Raw genomic sequence first — 19,036 nt, forward strand, 5'->3', positions numbered from 1 at the left:
CGCGAGCCCACCAACCATCTTTATCTTATAGTTGTGCAACCGTACAAGCATAATCCAAGATGACTCAGAACCGTCCCCTTCAAGTGGCGGGCGTACAGCCTGGCAACGTTCGTACTGGTCACGTGAACAAGTGATCGTCTCCGCACGGGCGTCAAAGGCCCAGGAGCGCTTCCCCGAACCCGCTCAGCCGCGGGGGCCACGGCCGTACCGCTTGGACAGAATGGGATCGGTCTCCCACCAGGGCCGCATCATCTCCGGGCCCGGATCCGGCTCACCGGCCGGTCGAGCGGCATGTTGCGCGGCGAGTTCGGCGTCGAGGCGCCGGTCGATCTCGGCTTGTTCCCGCCGGTCCTGGCGGAACATCCGCACGCCGAGCGCCGCGAGGAAGGGCAGACCGGCGATGTCGCCCAGCACCCACAACGCGCCGCCGCCCCAGATCTGGTCCTGCCGAAGCGACGGTCCCCATGCACGGTGCAGACCGGCATAGTACGACTCTGCGATCAACCGGTGCCCGAACATCAAGATGATCCCAAGCGCGCCGTCGAAGATCACCTCGGCGAACGTGATGAACATGCTGACGAGATGGGGGTACTCCCGGCCGACGGGGTCGAGTTGCAGGCGCGGCCAGAAGTACAGCAGCCCGAAGGCGACCAACGTGACGGGGAGGAGCGTGTTGAGCACGCCGCTGCGGAGGGTCGACTCGTACCAGGGCGTGAAGTAGAGCAGCCAGGGCGGGGCGATGAGCATCACGGTTGAGACGGCCGGGAACATCAACGCCCGGGACACACGGCCGCGCAGCGCCGTGCGCAGCCGTTCCCCCCGCCGTGGCGGCAGCGCCTCGACCAACAGTGTCACCGGCGCACCCAGCGCGAGGAAGAGCGGTACCACGGTGAGTTCCAGCGCCACCTGCGCCGCGCGGGCGGTGAAAAGGACCCGCTCGTACGCACCGATGAACGAGCAGACGCAGATCGCCCACACGGCCAGGCCGCCCAGGAACCACATCGTCCGGCCGATGGGCCATTCGCCGACACGACGCACACGCCGTACCCCCATCAGGTACGCCGCTGCGGCCACAAGGATCACGGTCACGCTCAGTGGCGCGAAGACCCACGTCGTGAACACACGAGCCCAGGTCAGAGGCTCAACGGCCATCTCCTTCTCCATTGCCGAGGCGCGCTGGGCCGACCCAGGTCGAGATTGGGCGCGATACGGCGGCGCGAAAGTTGTAGATTTGCGCAAGCGTACAGCCATCTGGTCGGCGCACCGTCGCCGGGTGAGGGTTTCGGCGACGATGTGTACTGTACAGTTGCGCAAGTCTTCAAGTATCGCGATTCAAATGCGATAACGCATCCCCCGAGCCGCATCCTCCAGCGTCGATGACCAGGAAGGCCCCGTCGCTTGCCCCGGAGAATCCTTGCCGTCGCCGCAATACTGATCTCGGCGCTCATGCTCGTGCCCTCGGCCGAGGCGGACACCACCAGACCATCGAATGTCGTCATGATCGGCGTTCCAGGGCTGCGGTGGGCCGACCTGTCACCGACCGGGAGCCCGGTGCTGTGGAGGATGGCCCACGAGGGCTCGATAGCGTCGCTGTCGGTCCGTACGGTCGGAGCGTGGACCTGCCCGATCGATGGCTGGCTGACGCTGTCGGCCGGAACACGCGCGGCCTATCCGCGGATCCCTTGTGGGCAGAACCCTGGCGATCCGGTACGCCGGGGTGACATCTTTTACGCGCCGATGGCCGCCAATGCCCGGCAGATCAACCTGAAGTCGTATTTCCGCGCGGCCGCCGGCTCGCTGGGTGACGCGGTGCACCGAGCCGGGGCCGGCATCGCCGCGATCGGCCCGGGCGGCGCGCTGGCTGCCGCCGACTCGACCGGCGGGCTCGACGCGTACGCGCCCGCTCCGGAGACCTTCCACGATTGGGACCGTTACCGGGTCACCATCGTCGACCTGGAAAATGTGGTGCGGCCCTACCTTGGAGCCGGGGTGAGCCCGCACCGGCCCGCCCGTGTCACCGTGGCGCAGCGGGCCGCGGCGGTCCGCCAAGCGGACGCCGAGATCGGCCGGGTGCTCGCGGCCGTTCCTCCGGGCGGCAACGTGGTCGTCGCCGGTCTGTCCGATGAGTCCGATGCCCCGCACCTGCGCGCCGTTATCGCGCGTGGACCCGCGTTCGCTCCGGGGCATTACCTCCGGTCGGCCTCGACCCGGCGCGATGGTTTGACGATCCTGCCCGACCTCACCGCCACGGTGTTGACGGCGGCGGGGCTGAGTGTCCCGGCTCAGGTGGTGGGTGATCCGTGGAGCCACGGCGGGGCCTATGGCGAGGTGAGCGGTGCGGCCGAGGCGATGCGCGGATACGACCGTGCGGCGCAGGTCGTACGAGGGACGGTGTCCGGATTCTTCGTCGCGTTCGTGGTCTGCCAGTTGCTGGTGTACGCGCTGGCCGCGGTCGGGCTTCGCGGGTCGGGCGGCGCCCGGCGGCGCCGGGTGCTGACTTTCGCCCGTACGCTGGCGCTCGCCGGCGCGGCGATCCCGGCCTCGACCTATCTCGTCAACCTGGTGCCCTGGTGGAAGGCGCCCCGGCCGGAGCCGTTGCTGTTCGCCGGCGTCCTCGCCGGTGCCGCGGCGCTGACGGCCATCGCGCTCGGCGGGCCGTGGCGCCGTGAGGTCATGACGCCCGGCACGATCGTGGCCGGGATCACCGCCCTGGTCGCCGGGGTCGATCTGCTGCGGGGCAGCCCGCTGCAGATGAACAGCCTGATGGGGTACTCGCCGCTGGTCGGTGGGCGCTACTACGGGCTCGGCAACATCGCGTTCGCGACATTCGCCACCGGCACCCTGTTCTTCGCCGCGGGGATCGCGCATCTGCTGTTGCGCCGCGATCGGCGCGGCTGGGCGACGGTGGCGGTCATCGCACTCGGCGCCGCCGCGGACGTGCTGTCCGGGTCCCCAGGCCTTGGCGCCAAATTCGGCGGCACGGTCGCGCTGGTGCCCGGTACGGCGGTGACCGCGCTCATCGTGGCCGGAAAGCGGGTCACGCCGCTGCGGGTGCTCGGCTTCGCACTCCTCGGCGTGGCCACCATCGCCACCATCTGCTGGCTGGACTATCTGCGACCGGTCGGGCAGCGCACCCATCTCGGCAGGTTCGCGGGGCAGGTCATGGCCGGCGACGCCCTGCCCGTGATCGCCCGTAAGCTGCACGCGATGCTCCACACCGTGGGCAACATCCCGCTGACCTTGCTGACCGCCGGCGGGGTGCTGTTCCTCTTCGTTGTGCTCCTGCGTACGAACGGCCGTGGAGGAGGCGGGCCGCTGACGGCCGCCTACGAACGCGCGCCGGCGCTGCGGGCAGGACTCACCGGCACTCTGGTCACCTCGATGAGCGGCTTTGCGATCGAGGACTCCGGGATCGCCGTGCCGGCGATCGCGCTCACTCTGGCCGTGCCGCTCGCGTTCGCCGCCAGCGCCCGTGCCCTGGCCGACAGCCCCGCCGACAGTCCGGGGACCGGAGCAGGCGACAAGACCGATGACGCGATTCAGCTGCTGTGAGCTTTTGCGACGTCGTGCGACCTGAGTGACGTGGCCTTGTTCCATCGGGCCTTGGCCGCGCTGATCAGCACGCAGTAGAGCACCAAGACCAGGAGCAGCAGCAGGACGCAGGCCGCGGGCAGGGCGGCCATCTGCAGCACGGGTGCGAGGGGAGAGTACGGAAGCGCCACGGCGATCGCCGTGAGGGCGAGAGTACCCAGCAGTACGGGAAGCGCGGCGTGGTCGCGGAGCGACGGCAGCCGGGGGCTGCGCAGCAGGTGGACCGCCGCGGCCTGGGTGAGCAGGTTCTCGACGAACCAACCAGTGTGGAACAGCGCCTGGGCAGCCGGTGTGGGATGGCTGCCGGTGGTGTGCAGCAGGATCGCGAAGGCGGTCAGGTCGGCGAGCGTGTTCATCGGCCCGAGCAGCAGGACGAACCGGGTGAGCCGGGCCGGCTCGAAGCGGCGCGGGCGCCGCAGCGTACGCGGGTCGACATGGTCGAAGGCGAGTGGAAGCAGGCACAGGTCGAAGCAGAGGTTCTGCACCAGGATCTGCATCGGCAGCATCGGCAGGAACGGCAGGATGACACTGGCCGCCAGCATCGACAGCACGTTGCCGAAGTTCGAGGAGATGGCGATCTCCAGATACTTCGTGATGTTCGCGAACGTGCGCCGCCCGTCGGTGACCGCCTCCGCCACGGCATCGAGGTTCTCCCTCAGCAGCACGACGTCAGCGGATTCACGCGCGATGTCGACGGCGCTCTCGACGGTGATCCCGACGTCCGCGTCGCGTAGTGCCATCGCGTCGTTGACGCCGTCGCCGAGGAACCCCACGGTGTGGCCGGCTGCCCGCAGCGCACGGACGATATGGGCCTTCTGCTCCGGGTCGACGCGCGCGAACACCGTGGTCTGCCCGACGAGCTCGCGCAACTCGGCGTCATCGCAGCCGGCGATGTCCTCGCCGAGCACGATGCGGCCCGGATCGATACCCGCGTCGCGGCAGATCCGCGCCGCGACCAGCGGGTGGTCTCCGGTGAGAACCTTCACGGTGACGCCGCGGTCGGCCAACGCCGCGATGGCCGCCGCAGCGGAAGGGCGTGGCTGGTCGCGGAAGCCGACGAACCCCACCAGAGTCAGGTCCTGCTCATCCGAGGGGCGGTAACCACCGATTCGTACCGGCTGGTCGGCCACGGCCACGGCGAGCACCCGGACACCGTCAGCGGCGTGCCGGTCGGTGAGCTCACGCAGCCGGTCGCGGTTCGCATCGGTCAGCGGCGTGTCGCCGTGCCGGGTCCGCAACCGGGTACAGCACTCCAGGACCTGCTCGAGCCCGCCCTTGGTGATCAGTGTCTCGGTGCCCAGCCCGGTCCGTACGACGACGCTGCCGCGCCGACGGGCGGGATCGAAGGGGATCACATCGACCCCGGTCCAGCCGTCGAGGGGGACATCCCGTTGCTCGGCGTGGGTCAGCAGTGCCTCGTCGAGTTCGTTGACGAGGATCGCTTCGTCGTCCTGAGCCGCCCACGCGCTGTTGATGGCCGCCCAGCGCAGCACCTCCGGATCCGGGTGGCCCTCGGGGTCGAGATGGCAGTCGACCGTGATCCGGTCGTGGGTGAGGGTGCCGGTCTTGTCCACGCACAGCACGTCGACCGCACCGAGGTTGTGCAGCGCCGGCAGCCGTTTGATGATCACCTTCCGACGGGCGCTCACCTTGGCGCCCCTCGCCAGCGCCGTACTGACCATCACCGGCAGCATCTCCGGCGTCATACCGACCGCGACGGAGATCGCGAACCACAGCGCCGCGAACCGCAGACCGTGCACGGCCGAATTCACCACGAACACCAGCGGCGCGCACACGAGCATCAAACCGATCAGCGCGCGTGACACGCCCTTCACACCGCGGTCGAACGCGGTCTCGGCGCGCCGCGCCGGCAGCCGGGCATGCATCACGCCGAAGTAGGTCGACGCGCCGGTCGCGACCACGACAGCCGTGCCGGTGCCGGTGGCGACCGTGCTGCCCATGAAACACAGCCAGGGGCAGTCGAAGGCGCCCAGATCACCTGCCGGCCCGGGACCTGACGTGGCCGCCTGGTCAGTGGCGGTGTGCTTGGCGGCCGGCAGGGATTCGCCGGTCAGCACGGCCTGGTCCACCGACAGCCCCGTCGATCGCAGCAGTCGAATGTCGGCCGGGACCATGTCGCCGGGCGCCAGGTTCACGACGTCACCGGGGACAAGCTGGTCGATCGGGATTTCCCGCACCATCGGTGACGCCTGTGCCCGGGCACGGCGGACCACGGTGGCCGTGGTGCTCACCATCGCCCGCAGGGTGGCCGCGACCCGGTCGAAGCGATGTTCCTGACGGACCTGCAACCAGCAGCTGACCAGCACCATCACGCTGATCACCGCCGTCGCGCCGAACGCGCCCAAGACGGCGGACACGCCGCCGAGGGCCAGCAGGATCAGCACGAACGGATTCGTCGCCGCACGCAGCAACCGCGCAGCCCGCCCCGGTGCGCCGGAACCGGTGATGACGTTCTCGCCGTGGCGTACCAGGCGGGCCTGGGCCTGCTCCTCCGTCAGGCCCCGCGGCCCGCTCTCCAGCCGGCGGAGTACCTGCAACACCGGCATCGAGGCGTATTCCGCCAGCCGGCCGCGCACCTGCGGCAGGCGCGGCCGGTCCGCCCCGCCAGGCGCGGGTGCGCCGGCGGCGGTGAACGGATCAGGCGCCCACGCCACGACGGCGCCTTGAAACCGCGGACTCATCCCGCATCCGGTCGACCATCTGCCGCACGATCGTCACGATGTGCGGATCATCGACCAGGTAGACCTGGTGACGCCCTTCCCGGCGTGACCGGACCAACCCGGCGAGCTTCAATTTCGCCAGATGATGGCTGACCGTCGGGACGGTACCGCCCACCTGCGCGGCGATGGTGCCGACATCGCGGTCGCCCTGCGCAAGCACCCACACGATGTGCAGCCGCATGGTCGCGGACAGCAACCCGAACGTGCCTGCCATGTCCTGAAGCAACTCAGGTGACAGGCACGTCGGCGCCCCGGCACTGGTGTCCGCCACCGCTCACCTCCACACGTTGTCGGCATTACCGATCCGTTGCGGCCGGCCCGCGGAGGAGACCAACGCAAGGAACGCCCAGGCTGGGAAGGCGTGTCCTTCCACGCCCCAGGCGAACAGTTGTCGCACTGTACAAGTATGAAATGTTACAGCGGATGCCGGTCGGCGCGTTGGGCCGAGGGCACGAAGGAATCGGCCGACCAGATCGCCGCCAGCTTCACGCCCGCGTGCCGCCCTTGGAGGTGATCAGCCGTTCGGTTTGAGCCATAGTTGCAACGCCAGGCCGAGGCCGATCAGGACCACCAGCCAGCGCAGCAGAGTGGCCGGTAGGCGGCGTGCGATGCGGGGGCCGAGCGTGGAGCCGACGAACATGCCCAGTCCTAGCGGTGCCACGGCCGTCCAGTCGACGGGACCGAGAACCGCGAAGGCCGCGGCGGAGATGAGCGCTGCCCCGCCGATGAGCATGTTCTTCAGGGCGTTGGCGGTGGCCAGACGGGGCTCGGAGGTGATCAGGAGGAGGGCGAGGATCATCACGCCGGACCCGGCGCCGAAGTAGCCGCTGTACACCGACATCGCGATCAGTCCCAGCGGAAGGACCACACCGCTCGCCTCTGAAGGATGGCCGCTCCGGTTCCGCTGGTGGCGGGCGGCGAGCCGAGGCTGGGCGAGCAGGGCCAGCGAGCCGATGGCCACCAGGAACGGTACGACGCGGGCGAAGACGCCCGGTGGGGTGAACAGCAGCAGCAGAGAACCCGCCGCCCCGCCCAGGGCCGACAGCGGCACCCACCGGCGCAGCCATGGTCCATGGCCGACCAGCTCAGGCCGGGAGGCGAGGGCCGAGCCCGGCCAGCAGGCGACGACCGCGACGATGTTGGCCACGTTCGCCGACAGGGCGGGAAGACCCGCCGCGAGAAGGGCGGGATAGGAGATCAACGAGGTGATGCCGCCCGCGGTGCCGACCACCCCGGCGAGCAGCCCTGCGGCACCCAGCAGTGCGACGCCACCGAGGCCGGTCATGACCGGACCGCCTGGACTGTGGATGTGTGATTGACGGCCGTGGCAGAGTTCACGGAAGGGCCTCCCTGCGGTCCGGCCCACCGAGAGGTGGGCAGGCGGATGGAAGCCCCTCAGGGTTTTTATCCCGTCAGGTGTAGGCCGAGAGCCTCGGCCCTGGCGCCGCTCGGTCCAGTCCGACGGCACCCTGATTGTCATTGCTGAGGCGGGGCCGTCGCGGAACCCTAGACGCAACCGCGAGCTATCTGGATCTTATCAGCGGCAGAGCGGCTCAGTAAGTGTGTGATCACCCACGTCGCCCCCTATGGCCGTCGCGCCTGGCGGATGGCGTGTTCGGGGCGGTGGGTGGTGGTGCCGCCGTCGATGACGATGGTCTGGCCGGTGATGCGGCGGGCCTCGTCGGAGGCGAGGAAGGCGACCAGGGCCGCGACGTCCGCGGGTTCGGCGGCGTGGGGCAGGACGCGCTCGGCGGCCTTCTCCGCGAGGCGTTCGGGCGTCATCACGGCGCGGGCGACGTCGGTCAGGACGAGGCCGGGGGCGACGGCGTTGCAGCGGATGCCACGCGCCCCGTACATCGTGGCGACGTAGCGGGTGAGTGAGGTCAGGGCGGCCTTGGCGGAGCCGTACGCCGCGTGGTCGGTGTCGCCGAGCAGGCCCGACACCGACGACGTGTTGACGATCGCGCCGCCGTCGCGCATCGCCGGCACGGCGTACTTGCAGCCCAGCATGGCCCCGCGCAGGCTGACCGCGAGCGTGCGGTCCCACACCTCGATGTCCATGTGGGTGAGGTCGAGGTCGCGGCCGTAGACCTCGCGGCCGAGGGCCGCGGCGTTGTTGTGCAGCACGTCCAGGCGCCCGAACTCCCGTACGGTGCCGGCGACCATCCGCCGTACGGCCTCCTCGTCGCTGACGTCGGCGGCCAGCGGCAGGGCCGTGGCGCCCGCCTGCCGCAGGAGCTCCGCCGTCTCTCGCGCGGTGTCGTACCGGATGTCGGCGACCGCGACGCATGCGCCCTCGGCCGCGAGGCGTACGGCGACGGCGCGGCCGATGCCCGACCCGCCGCCCGTGATGAGCGCGACGCGGCCGGTGAACCTCGCCGCGTTCACCACTCGACGAGGAGACGCGGCAGCCCGCGGCCGACCAGGCTCTTGCGGTAGCCGATCTCCTGGTCGGGGGCGAGGCGCAGGCCGGGCAGCCGGGCGGTGAGGCGTTCGAGGGCGATGTGGAGTTCGAGGCGGGCGAGGGCCGCGCCGACGCAGTGGTGGATGCCGTAGCCGAACACCATGTGGTCGCGGGCGTTGGCGCGGTGGACGTCGAACCGCTCGGGGTCGGGGAACACCGTCTCGTCGTGGCTCGCGGAGTCGGCGTGCAGGAACACCTCCGCATCGGCCGGGATCGTGACGCCGTGCAGGGTGACGTCCTCGGTGGTGCGGCGGAAGCTGCCGAGGCTGGCGCCGTCGATGCGGAGCGTCTCCTCGATCATGTTGGGGATGAGCTCCGGGCCGGCGACGACCGCCTCCCAGGACTCGCGGTCCCGTTGCATCCGGTGGACGGCGTTGCAGAAGCCGTTCGGCACCGTGTCGTTGCCGCCGAGCAGCAGCGCGCTGATGGTCTCGACGACCTCGCGGTGTGACAGGCCGTCCGGGCCGGTGTCGATGAGGCCCGCCATGAGCCCGGCGAAGTCGTCGCGGGGCTCCGCGCGGCGTTCGGTGACGAGCCGGTCGACGTAGTCGAGGTACTTGAGGAAGTCCTGGGCCAGCTCCCGCTGGCGGGCGGGCGGCTGCGGGGAGAGGAACAGCTGGAACCAGGAGTACACCCACTGCTTGACCTGGTCCTCGTCCTCGGGCGGCACGCCGATGAACGCCGCCGTCAGCCGGGCCGACGGCGGATGCGCGAGGTCGGCGACCAGGTCGGCGTGCCCCCGCGGCTCGACGGCGTCCAGGACCGCGTCGACCTGCGTCGCGAACGCGTCGCCGAGGCGGGCGACGGCGCGCGGGGTGAACGCCCGGGAGATCGCCCGGCGGATCCGGGTGTGCTGCGGCGGGTCGACGTTCGCGGCGAAGTTGTCGAGGAAGGACCGGTGCTCGCCGAGCGACTCCTTGACCTGGTCGGTGAGCGTACGGGAGATGGTGAGCGAGCCGATGGAGGAGAACCTCCGGTGGTCGCGGTACGCGTCGCGCACGTCGTCGTACCGGGTGATGACCCACATGCGCAGGTGCTCGCTCCAGAACACCGGCCGCTCGTGTCGCAGGCGGGTCAGGAACGGGTACGGGTCGGCGACGTGCCAGTCGGCGGTGACGTCGAAGTCCGTCGCCGTCTCGGGCGTGCTCATGAACCGCCTCCCAGGATGCGCCGGGGGTTGTCGACCAGCATCTGGTGGATCTGCTCCTCGGTGACGCCGCGCTCGTGCAGGGCGGGCAGCACGTCCCGGGAGATGTGCAGCAGGTGGTAGTTCGGGTGCCGCCGCCGTACGACGTCGGGGTCGAAGCGGTCGTTGAAGCAGTACGAGTCGTGCGACAGCACCATCCGCCCCGCGTGCCCGCGCTCGCACAGCGCGGCGACCGTCGCGACGCGGTCCTCGAACGAGGTGAACTCGATGCCGAACCGGTCCATGCCGAGGTACGAGCCGTTCGCGATGAGCTCCTCGAGGTAGGCCAGATCCGTGGAGTCGCCGGCGTGGCCGATGACCACGCGGTCCAGGTCCACGCCCTCGGCGGCGAGGAGCTTCTGCTGGTCGAGCCCGTTGCGGGTGGCCGACTCGCTGTGCGTGGTGATCGGCGCGCCCGTCGCGCGGTGCGCCTCGGCGACCGCGCGCATGACCCGCTCCACGCCGGGCGTGATGCCCGGCCGCCCGGTGGCGCACTTGAGCATGCCCGCCCGCACGCCCGTACGGCCGATGCCGTCGGTGATGTCGCGCACGAAGAACTCGGCCAGCCGGTCCGGCCCGCCGAACAGCGTGCCCGGCCCGCGGTTGCCGAAGTACGGCGGCAGGGCGTCGTAGGTGTACAGGCCGGTCGCGGCGACGATGTGGACGTCGGTCTGCTCGGCCACGCGCTGCACGGCCGGGACGTACCGGCCGAGGCCGACCACGGTGAGGTCGACGATCGTGTCGATGCCGGCGGCCTTCAGCTCGTTCAGTTTTCCGGCGGCCTCGCGGGCGCGCTCTTCCAGGTCCCAGCCTTCGGGGACGTCAGGCCAGTTCCAGAGGATCTCCGGGCTCAGCCCGAAGATGTGCTCGTGCATGAGCGTCGCCCCGGGGTCGCCGACCGGGCCGCGCACCGTCTGCACCGGGCTCATGTCACTCCACGGGGACGAGGGGGAACTTCGGATGATCGAGCGGCCGGTTGACCCTGCTCATGTCACTCCACCGGGACCAGAGGGAACTTCGGATGATCGAACGGCCGGTTGACCTCCAGGCCGAGCCCGTCGGTCTGGCCGTACGGCGTGCCGGTGTACAGGGCGGCGGCGTCGAAGTAGGTCGCGGTGAACGACAGGCGGGGAGCGTCGCGGCGGTTCTGCGGCGCGCCGTGGATGGTCAGCGCGCTGTGCACGGTGGCGTCGCCGGGCGCGAGGTCCAGCGGCGGCGACAGCTCCAGGTCCCGTAGCCAGGGGTGCCGGGTGAGCGCGTCGTCGCCCTCCCGGACGAAGCTGCGTCCCAGGGTGCCGTACCGGTGCGACCCGGTGAAGAACCGCAGGGACCCCATGTCGGCGGGCACGTCGGCCAGCGCCAGCCACACCGTGAGCATCGCGGACGTGTCCATCGGCATCCAGGGGAAGTCCTGGTGGTAGACGGTCTGCCCGTGCTCCCCCGGCTCCTTGACGAGAAGGTTGGTGACCTGGAGGCGGACCCGTTCCACGCCGGTCAGCAGGCGCACCGCGCCGCGGGCGAGGGCCGGTGCGGTCGCCAGCGCGCCGAAGTGCTCGTCGTGCTCGGCGATGTCGCGGTCCTGGCCGAACGCCTGGTCGACGAAGCCGGTGCCCGATGTCCCGCGGCGGGCCGCGAGCCGGTCGAGCGCCCGGCGCCGAAGCCGTTCGACGAAGTCCCGGGCGACCAGGCCGGGCAGCCGCACCCAGCCGTTCTCGCGGAAGAAGCGGGCCTCTTCCTCGGTCACATCCCGTACGGGTGCAGCCATCGCCACCGCCTCGAGTCGCCACCGCCACCGGGCACCGTCCTCCCGAGTGGCCGCCGGACGGCGACCGCTCGGGCCGACAGGCGCCGGAACGTCGTCCTGCGGCGACCATAGACGCTCTCGCTATGGCGAGCAAGCGCTTGGTATAACCTGCAGTGGTGAAGCGACCTTTCCGTTTCGGCGCCGTCATCCGCGACGCGGACTCGGCCGCCGCATGGGCCGCCAAGGCCCGCAGGCTGGAGGACTCCGGCTTCGACGTCCTGCTCGTCCCCGACCACCTCGTCGGCCCCAGGTTCGCGCCGATCGCCGCGCTGACCGCCGCCGCGTGCGCGACCACCCGGCTGCGGGTCGGCACGATGGTGTTCGCCAATGACTTCCGGCACCCGGCCGTCCTGGCCAAGGAGGCGGCAACGCTCGACCTGCTGTCCGACGGCCGGCTCGAGCTCGGCCTGGGCACCGGGTGGATGGCCCGGGACTACGAGAGCGCCGGCCTGCCGCTCGACCCTCCCGGCGCCCGCATCACGCGCCTGGCCGAGGCGATCCACGTGCTGAAGGGCCTCTGGCAGGGCGGCCCGTTCTCGTTCGGCGGCGAGCACTACACGATCGGCGGGCTCGAGCAGCTGCCGCTCCCCGTCCAGCGCCCGCATCCCCCGCTGGTCCTCGGCGGCGGCGGACCCCGGATGCTGCGCCTGGCCGCCCGCGAGGCCGACGTCGTCAACCTCACCATGCGCGTACGGGCGGACGGCTCCGGCCCCGACACCGCCGACGGCGGCCCGGAGGCCTTCCGCCGGAAGGTCGACATCGTCCGGGACGCCGCGGGTTCGCGGTTCGACGCGATCGAGCTCGGGACGTCCGTGCTGCGGATCGGCCTGGGGCGGAAGCCCGAAGCGTGGAGCGCCGCGAACCCCTCCGCCCAGGCCGGAACCCCCCAGGTGCTCGCCGGGGAGCTCACCGCCGTCTGCGACGCCCTCCACCGGTGGCGCGACGACCTCGGCCTCTCCTACTACGTCCTGCACAACGAGGCGGACCTCGACGCGTTCACCCCCGTCGTGAACCGCCTGGCCGGTGTCTAGAGCGCGAGGCGGGAGCCGGGGTACGGGGACAGGAGGGTCTCGCGCCAGGTGCCGTCGAGGAACTCGCGGGCGCGCTTGCGCCAGGCGAGCAGGCGTTCGTCGGCGTCGATCTCGTCGTCCAGGCCGAGCGCGGCGTCGTACGAGCGCTGCAGCGCGAGGTGGGAGTCGAGGTCGGTCGCCCAGACGGTGACGACCTCCGTGTCGCAGAGCAGCACCTCGTACAGGCCGACGGGGCGGTGGCCGTGGTCGGCGAGCAGGGGGACGCGCTCCTCCCGGACCGCCGCCAGGTAGTCGAGGGCCGCGCCGGGGCGGACGCGGGCGCTCTCCAGGACGAAGAACTCCGCTCCCGTCGCGTCGGCGAGCGCGGGGCCGCCGGGCGCGGCGCCCAGCGGCCGGGAGAACGCGGTAAAGCGTAGGTCGTCGATGGTGGACAGGAAGAGGTTCTCCTTGACGCCGGTGTAGATCTCCAGCATCTGCCGCCAGCCGCCGTCCCAGCCACCGTGGCAGTCCCACAGGGTGACGACCTTGAACTGCGGGTGCCCGGTGATGCCGACCGCGTAGAAGGCGCCGACCAGGTCGATGTCGTGGGAGCGGATCGACTCGCCCTTGGTGAGCACGTGCCGCCCGGGTTCGAGCGCCTCGTCCTCCTTCTTGTAGGCGGTGAGCCACTTGAGGTACTCCAGCGGCCTCCGCGAGTTCATCGGGTGGAACTCGACCTCTTCGAGCAGACAGATGCCTCGCCGCACGCGCCGCTCCCATCATCATCACAAGCGCTTGCTTGGGACCCTAGAGAACGAACCCGAGACGGGCAACCCCGCCGCCCCGCCGGATCCGCTCGCGCCGCACTGCGTGCGCCCGGACACACAGCGTCGGAGTCTGGAACGTTACGATCACCGCGTGCCGACCGTCGTCCCCCGCCTTCGGAGCCCCCTCCGCGGCCGCCTCATCATCTGTGGTGACACGCCGCTCGCCTACCGGCTCGCCGACGAGCTGTCGACGCGTTATCTCCAGGACGTCACCGTCATCGTGCCGTCCAAGAGACGCAACCACGGACCCAAGATCACGGGACTGCCGCGCGTGCGGGTGCACGAGGCGGCGGAGCTGGACGACGAGACGTTCCGGGCCGTGCACGTCGAGTCGGCGCGCGCCGTCGCCCTCGTCAGCAACAGCGAGGTCGGCAACATCCACGCCGCGCTGCGCGTTCAGGAGCTCAATCCCGACATCCGGCTGGTCATCCGGATGTCCAACACCGGGCTGGGCAACCGCATCCGCACACTGTTCAGCGACTGCGCCGTGCTGTCGGACGGCGCGGTCGCCGCGCCGTCGTTCGTGGCCGCCGCCCTCGGCGACCTGCCGCCCAGCCACGTCCGCGTAGCGGGCCGCACCCTCTACGTCGCCCACCGCAGCGACCGGGTCCGCAACCTCATCTGCGGGCTCGCCGACACCCGCCGCCCGGACGGGCTCCCCCGCCTGCTGCCGGTGGACCAGGACCGGGCCAACCTGGTGCTCGCGGTCGCCGACGGCACGTCGCGGACGTCCCTCGCCGGCCCTCCCGTCGACTACCGGCCGGAGACGACGTTCGCCCGGACCATGCGGTTGATCTTCAACCGCCGGCTCCTCCAGGTGGTCGTGGCGCTCCTCGCGCTGATCGTCGTGGGCAGCGCCGCGCTCAGCCTCGGAGACGGGCACGGCTTCACCTACTCGCTGTACCTCGTCCTGCTCGACATCGCCGGAGCGGCCAACCCCGATCCGACGCTCAGCGCGCCCGCCAAGGTGACCCAGGTGATCGTCACGCTCGCCAGCCTCGCGCTGGTGCCCGCGATCACCGCCGCGGTCGTCGACGCGCTGGTCCGGGCCCGGCTCGCCGGGCCGCTCGAACGGCTACGCGATCCGATCACCGGGCACGTCGTGGTGGTCGGCCTCGGCGAGGTCGGTCTCCGGGTGGTCTCACAGCTCCACGACCTCGGTGTCCAGGTGGTCTGCGTCGAATGGAACGAGGACGCCGTCGGAGTGCCGCTCGCCCGCCGCCTGGGGCTGCCGATCATCTTCGGCGACGCCACCCGGGAGGAGACCCTGCGGACGGCGTGGGTCGGCACCTGTCGTTCCGTCGTCACCGTCACGAGCGACGACATCACCAACCTCGAGGCCGGGCTGAGCTCCCGGGCGCTGCGCGACAACGTCCGGGTGGTGCTCCGGCTGTTCGACGACGATCTGGCGGGTCGCGTCCACCGCAACTTCAAGATCCCGGTGTCGCGCAGCGTGTCCTTCCTCGCCGCCCCGGCCTTCGCCGCGGCCATGATGGAACGCCAGGTCATCGGGACGATCCCGGTCGGCCGCAGCGTGATGCTGATCGCCGACATGCCGATCGGCGCGGGCTCCGAGCTCGACGGACGGCCGCTGCGTGAGGCGAATCTCCCCGGAGAGGCCCGGGTGCTGGCGCTCGGGCGCCGTGGCCGGCCCCGCTTCGACTGGGACCTGCAAGACGGCTACCTGCTGATCCCGGGCGACCGGCTGGTCGTGCTGGCCACCCGGTCCGGCATCGGCCACATCCGCACCCGGACGACCGGCACGTCCGATTCACACTCGCCCCCACCGCCGCGCTGACCGTCCGGCCGCAGCGGTCAGCGGGCAGGCGAAGCCGCGGCGGTCAGCGGGCGACGTACTCCTCACGACCGCCCGTCCGGCGGGCCGCGACCTGCGAGGATCCGGTCAGGGTCCCGCTGCTCAGCTGGACGCGGTTCGACGCCACCGTGCTCTTCACACCGGCCCCGCCGATGGGAACGATCAGGTACGGATGGCCGCCGATCAGGCCCGCGAGCACGGACGCCTCCTTCGCCTCGATCGTGCCGCTGGAGAGCCGGAAGGTCCCGTTGAGCCGGGCCAGGATCGCGTACGGGACGCCGTGGGCGACGTAGTACCCACCGGCGTCCAGGTCGCCTTCGGACGCGCTCATCGGGATGAGCAGCAGCGGGCGCGCCTTGTCGCGGTAGGCGCTGACCAGCGGGTTCAGCCGTGGGATCAGGTCGGTGTTCAACTTACTGAGGATGTCCTGGATGGACCGGCGAAGCGGATCCGACGGCGACTCGGCCTGCGGGGTGACGCCCGCGAGCAGCAGGTCGACGGGCGTCTGGCGGGACCGGGTGATCTCCGGCTTCCAGCCCTTGCGCGTCTCGTCCAGGAGCAGGCCGGCGATCCCGCCGAGCGAGGTGCTCTCCCCGTCGAGGGTCACCTGCCCGGGATCGATCGCCTGGTCCAGCGGCCGGAACTGGGACCTCTTGCGGATCTCCGCCTGGTCGCCCCGCTTGGCGCCCGACGCCATCGCCGTGGCGACCGCGTCGAAGTAGCCGGCCGCCCCCTCGCCGATGTCGAGCGCGGTGGCGCGCTTGGCCTCGTCCGGGAACTCCTTCTGCCACTTCGACCGCCAGTACGCCGCCCCGGCGAGCCACCGGTTCCGCTGCCTGGGATCGCGGTAGGCCGCGACCAGGTCGTTGTAGAGCATGGCGCGGTACAGCCGGGGCGTGACGGCGAGCGGGTACTCCGTGCCGCGCTGCTCGCTGCCCTTCTTCAGGACCTTCCACTTCTGCTCCGTGGCGTGGTACAGCTCGTCCGTCGCGGCGGAGAAGAGCGTGGTGGACAGACTCTGTCCCGCCATCTCGGCGTCCGATTTGTACGACGGGTCGGCGACGTTCATGACGACGGCCGGGTGCCCGTCCCAGGTGACATAGGACGAGCCGCTGTGCGGAATGGCGATCTTCTTCTTCGCCAGCTCCGCCGGGCTCAGGTCCGACACGCCGTCCACGCTGATCAGCCGCGCCCGGCCGCGGTCGCCGAGGATGATCCGCCGGTCCTTGAGCACGGTCCCGGGCCAGATCTGCTGGGCGTCCGGCCACACCCGGGCGACGGCCTCCTGCACCTCGACCGCGACGGGTTTCAGGGCCGTCTGGGAGGAGGTCGCCCCGCGATGCGCGGGGGAGTCGTCGGAGCAGCCGGCGGCGCCGAGCGCCACCACCGCGACGACACCCGCCCAGCGGCACCCGGGAGACGGCCGGCGTGACCGGCCTGGAGGCGAGCCCCTACGGCCTGAACGCCCGGACCCAGAACCGACGAACCCAGTGAACACCGCACGTACCCCCGCGACCGATCTCGGACATGGGCCGGGGGGAGAGGCTTGCCCATCCTGACGCGGGCGATCATTCCCCGTAGATCGGCGGCTTAACGTTGCACGTCGGCAACGCTTTTCAGCCCGTTGAGGAAGGCGACGCTCCGTCGGACGTCGTCGACCGGGCCGCCGCCCGCGGCCGGCTCGGCACGCAGGATCGTGTCCTGCTCGAGGACGTACCAGCCGTCGTACCCGGCCCGGTCGAGCGCCGCCACGATCCCGGCCGTGTCGACGTCGCCCGCGCCGAGCGGACGGTAGAGCCCGTCGCGTACGGCCTCGGTGTAGGTGGTCTCCCCCGCGCGGACGCGGTCGGCGGCGCTCGCGTCGACGTCCTTGAGGTGCACGTGCGCGATGCGCGCCGCCGCCGTACGCGCCAGTTCGAGGGGATCGGTGCCGCCGATGAGCAGGTGGCCGGTGTCCAGGCAGAGCGGGACCTCCGAGCCGGCCAGGACCCGGTCGACCTCGTCCAGCCGTTCGACGATCGTGCCGACGTGCGGGTGCAGGACGGTACGGCGCCCGCCGTCGGCGGCGTACGCGGCGATCCGGTCGAGGTTGGCCAGCAGCGTCGTCCAGTTCTCGGCGGTCAGCACGGGGCGTTCGTCGTACCCGTCCTGGCCGGTCGCGGCCGCCAGGACGAGCATCCGCGCGTCGCCGAACCCGCGCAGCGCCCGCTCGACCTCCGGCAGCGGGTCGTACGCGGGCTCGTGCAGGACCACGGGCACGAAGCCGCCGACCGACGCCAGCCCGTACGACGCCAGCAGCGCCTCGCGCTCGGCGGGATCGGTCGGCAGGAACCCGTCCGGGCCGAACTCGGTGGCGACCAGGCCCGTGTCGCGCATCTCGGCCAGCACCCGGTCCGGGGCCATCTGGTGGCCCCATCCCGGTACCTCGCACACGCCCCAGGAGATGGGCGCACCCGCGATCCTCACTGCCGGACCTCCTCGATCGTCACGGTGCGCCGCTCCCGGCGGGACCGGTCGCACGCCTCAGCGACGTAGAACCCCTCCAGTGCCTCCTCCGGCGGGCACGGGCTGTCGGCCTGTCCCGCGACGACCCGGGCGAAGGCCGCGAGTTCGGCCTCGTACGCCGGCCCGAAGCGCTCCAGGAAGCCCTGGCACGGCAGGGCGCCGAGCGCTCCGGCCGCCGACCCGCCGTCCACCGCGGTCAGCGGCGTCTGCTCACCGAAGCCCGCGGCGAGGCTGTCCTTGGACCCCAGCGCTTCGAAGCGGACGTCGTACCCGGCCCCGTTGTAGCGGGTCTCGGAGATGATGGCGAGGGTGCCGTCGTCGAGGGTGAGGAGGGCGGCGCAGGTGTCCACGTCGCCGCTCTCCGCGAAGTAGTCCTCCCCCTTGTTCGCTCCGGACGCCGTCACCTCGACGACCTGCCGCCCGGTGACGAACCGGACGGCGTCGATGTCGTGCACCGCGCAGTCGCGGAAGATTCCGCCGGAGACCCGGACGTAGGCGGCGGGCGGCGGGGCGGGGTCGAGCGTGCAGGACCGTACGGTGTGGAGTCGGCCGAGGCGGCCCGCGGCGATGGCCTCCCGGAGCGCGACGTGGCCGGCGTCGAACCGCCGCTGGAAGCCGACGTGGACGGGGGTTCCGGTGGCGCGAACCGCCTGAACGACTTGGAGCGTTCCAATGTTGTCGTTGGCAAGGGGCTTCTCGCAGAAGGTCGGCAGGCCCGCCCGCGCGGCGCGGGTCACGAGCTCGGCGTGCGCGTCCGTCGCGGCGGCGACCACCAGGCCGTCCAGCCCGGCGTCGAAGAGCGCGTCGACCGAGTCGGCGACGAGCCCTCCGTACTCCTCGGCGATCCGGTGCGCCCGACCGGCGTCCGGATCGGCCACCACGAAGGATTCGACGGAGGGCAGCGCGCGAAGGGTCTCAGCATGCCGGGAACCGATGCGGCCTGCCCCGGCGAGCCCGATTCTCATAGAGTCCTCCCGGTGGGCGGATGTCGTGTTGGACGCTCGCGAAGCCGACGAAGCGGTACGGCATCCAATGCCTCGAGGGCCTGGTAGTGCCGTTGGAACGCTCCATAATCAGGACGCGGTTGTCATG

General features: G+C 71.2%; 15 protein-coding genes. 3 read left to right on the forward strand and 12 right to left on the reverse strand.

Annotated features, from left to right (window positions below; genetic code table 11):
- Positions 1 to 183: 183 nt before the first annotated feature.
- A complete protein-coding gene (locus ACQP2O_RS37145) occupies positions 184 to 1,152 on the reverse strand; it encodes a cytochrome c oxidase assembly protein (RefSeq protein WP_433173475.1) in 969 nt (322 codons plus the stop codon).
- A gap of 345 nt (positions 1,153 to 1,497) precedes the next feature.
- Between ACQP2O_RS37145 and ACQP2O_RS37150 the strand changes: the two genes are divergently transcribed.
- Complete coding sequence (locus ACQP2O_RS37150) at positions 1,498 to 3,552, forward strand: hypothetical protein (protein WP_433173477.1); 2,055 nt, start codon at positions 1,498 to 1,500, stop codon at positions 3,550 to 3,552.
- Here ACQP2O_RS37150 and mgtA read toward each other — a convergent pair.
- The 7 genes from mgtA to ACQP2O_RS37185 all read right to left on the reverse strand — a co-directional run bounded on the left by mgtA (position 3,540) and on the right by ACQP2O_RS37185 (position 11,747).
- Positions 3,540 to 6,266: a magnesium-translocating P-type ATPase gene (mgtA, locus tag ACQP2O_RS37155; protein ID WP_433173479.1), complete on the reverse strand. Its 2,727-nt coding sequence runs from the start codon at positions 6,264 to 6,266 to the stop codon at positions 3,540 to 3,542. The genes ACQP2O_RS37150 and mgtA overlap by 13 nt on opposite strands.
- Positions 6,250 to 6,603 (reverse strand): ArsR/SmtB family transcription factor, encoded by a 354-nt coding sequence (locus ACQP2O_RS37160; RefSeq protein WP_433173482.1) that lies wholly within the window; start codon positions 6,601 to 6,603, stop codon positions 6,250 to 6,252. The genes mgtA and ACQP2O_RS37160 overlap by 17 nt, the downstream gene beginning before the upstream one ends.
- A 243-nt stretch (positions 6,604 to 6,846) precedes the next feature.
- Complete coding sequence (locus tag ACQP2O_RS37165; protein ID WP_433173484.1) at positions 6,847 to 7,617, reverse strand: sulfite exporter TauE/SafE family protein; 771 nt, start codon at positions 7,615 to 7,617, stop codon at positions 6,847 to 6,849.
- Positions 7,618 to 7,916: 299 nt separating this feature from the next.
- Positions 7,917 to 8,723, reverse strand: a complete 807-nt coding sequence (locus tag ACQP2O_RS37170) for an SDR family NAD(P)-dependent oxidoreductase (RefSeq protein ID WP_433173486.1) — start codon at positions 8,721 to 8,723, stop codon at positions 7,917 to 7,919.
- Positions 8,717 to 9,946 carry a cytochrome P450 gene (locus ACQP2O_RS37175; protein ID WP_433173488.1) on the reverse strand — a complete coding sequence of 410 codons (1,230 nt, stop codon included), beginning with the start codon at positions 9,944 to 9,946 and terminating at the stop codon, positions 8,717 to 8,719. The genes ACQP2O_RS37170 and ACQP2O_RS37175 overlap by 7 nt, the downstream gene beginning before the upstream one ends.
- Positions 9,943 to 10,911: a phosphotriesterase family protein gene (locus ACQP2O_RS37180; RefSeq protein WP_433173490.1), complete on the reverse strand. Its 969-nt coding sequence runs from the start codon at positions 10,909 to 10,911 to the stop codon at positions 9,943 to 9,945. Before ACQP2O_RS37180 ends, ACQP2O_RS37175 begins: the two co-directional genes overlap by 4 nt.
- A gap of 62 nt (positions 10,912 to 10,973) precedes the next feature.
- A complete protein-coding gene (locus tag ACQP2O_RS37185; RefSeq protein WP_433173492.1) occupies positions 10,974 to 11,747 on the reverse strand; it encodes a phytanoyl-CoA dioxygenase family protein in 774 nt (257 codons plus the stop codon).
- 155 nt (positions 11,748 to 11,902) lie between these two features.
- On the opposite strand from ACQP2O_RS37185, the gene ACQP2O_RS37190 reads away from it, so the two are divergent.
- Positions 11,903 to 12,817 carry a TIGR03621 family F420-dependent LLM class oxidoreductase gene (locus ACQP2O_RS37190; protein WP_433173494.1) on the forward strand — a complete coding sequence of 305 codons (915 nt, stop codon included), beginning with the start codon at positions 11,903 to 11,905 and terminating at the stop codon, positions 12,815 to 12,817.
- Here the strand turns inward: ACQP2O_RS37190 and ACQP2O_RS37195 are convergent.
- The gene (locus ACQP2O_RS37195) at positions 12,814 to 13,563 is read right to left on the reverse strand and encodes a hypothetical protein (protein WP_433173495.1); all 750 of its coding nucleotides are present in this window, start codon (positions 13,561 to 13,563) and stop codon (positions 12,814 to 12,816) included. The genes ACQP2O_RS37190 and ACQP2O_RS37195 overlap by 4 nt on opposite strands.
- 151 nt (positions 13,564 to 13,714) lie before the next feature.
- Between ACQP2O_RS37195 and ACQP2O_RS37200 the strand changes: the two genes are divergently transcribed.
- Positions 13,715 to 15,421: an NAD-binding protein gene (locus ACQP2O_RS37200; RefSeq protein ID WP_433173496.1), complete on the forward strand. Its 1,707-nt coding sequence runs from the start codon at positions 13,715 to 13,717 to the stop codon at positions 15,419 to 15,421.
- A 43-nt stretch (positions 15,422 to 15,464) separates the two neighbouring features.
- On the opposite strand, the gene ACQP2O_RS37205 is transcribed toward ACQP2O_RS37200, so the two are convergent.
- From ACQP2O_RS37205 to ACQP2O_RS37215, 3 genes are all read right to left on the reverse strand, one after another.
- A complete protein-coding gene (locus tag ACQP2O_RS37205; protein ID WP_433173497.1) occupies positions 15,465 to 16,823 on the reverse strand; it encodes a hypothetical protein in 1,359 nt (452 codons plus the stop codon).
- A gap of 206 nt (positions 16,824 to 17,029) precedes the next feature.
- Positions 17,030 to 17,905: a TIM barrel protein gene (locus ACQP2O_RS37210; protein WP_433173499.1), complete on the reverse strand. Its 876-nt coding sequence runs from the start codon at positions 17,903 to 17,905 to the stop codon at positions 17,030 to 17,032.
- Positions 17,902 to 18,909 (reverse strand): Gfo/Idh/MocA family protein, encoded by a 1,008-nt coding sequence (locus tag ACQP2O_RS37215; RefSeq protein ID WP_433173500.1) that lies wholly within the window; start codon positions 18,907 to 18,909, stop codon positions 17,902 to 17,904. The genes ACQP2O_RS37210 and ACQP2O_RS37215 overlap by 4 nt, the downstream gene beginning before the upstream one ends.
- Between the last annotated feature and the right edge of the window lie 127 nt (positions 18,910 to 19,036).

Origin of the sequence: Actinoallomurus sp. CA-150999, from assembly GCF_050942425.1 — a bacterium.
GTDB lineage: Bacteria > Actinomycetota > Actinomycetes > Streptosporangiales > Streptosporangiaceae > Actinoallomurus.

Coding starts and splice junctions, on each gene's coding strand:
- ACQP2O_RS37215 (WP_433173500.1), bottom strand. CDS start 18,909: ATGAGAATCGGGCTCGCCGGGGCAGGCCGCATCGGTTCCCGGCATGCT.
- ACQP2O_RS37165 (WP_433173484.1), bottom strand. CDS start 7,617: ATGACCGGCCTCGGTGGCGTCGCACTGCTGGGTGCCGCAGGGCTGCTC.
- ACQP2O_RS37145 (WP_433173475.1), bottom strand. CDS start 1,152: ATGGCCGTTGAGCCTCTGACCTGGGCTCGTGTGTTCACGACGTGGGTC.
- ACQP2O_RS37185 (WP_433173492.1), bottom strand. CDS start 11,747: ATGGCTGCACCCGTACGGGATGTGACCGAGGAAGAGGCCCGCTTCTTC.
- ACQP2O_RS37150 (WP_433173477.1), top strand. CDS start 1,498: ATGATCGGCGTTCCAGGGCTGCGGTGGGCCGACCTGTCACCGACCGGG.
- ACQP2O_RS37180 (WP_433173490.1), bottom strand. CDS start 10,911: ATGAGCCCGGTGCAGACGGTGCGCGGCCCGGTCGGCGACCCCGGGGCG.
- ACQP2O_RS37175 (WP_433173488.1), bottom strand. CDS start 9,946: ATGAGCACGCCCGAGACGGCGACGGACTTCGACGTCACCGCCGACTGG.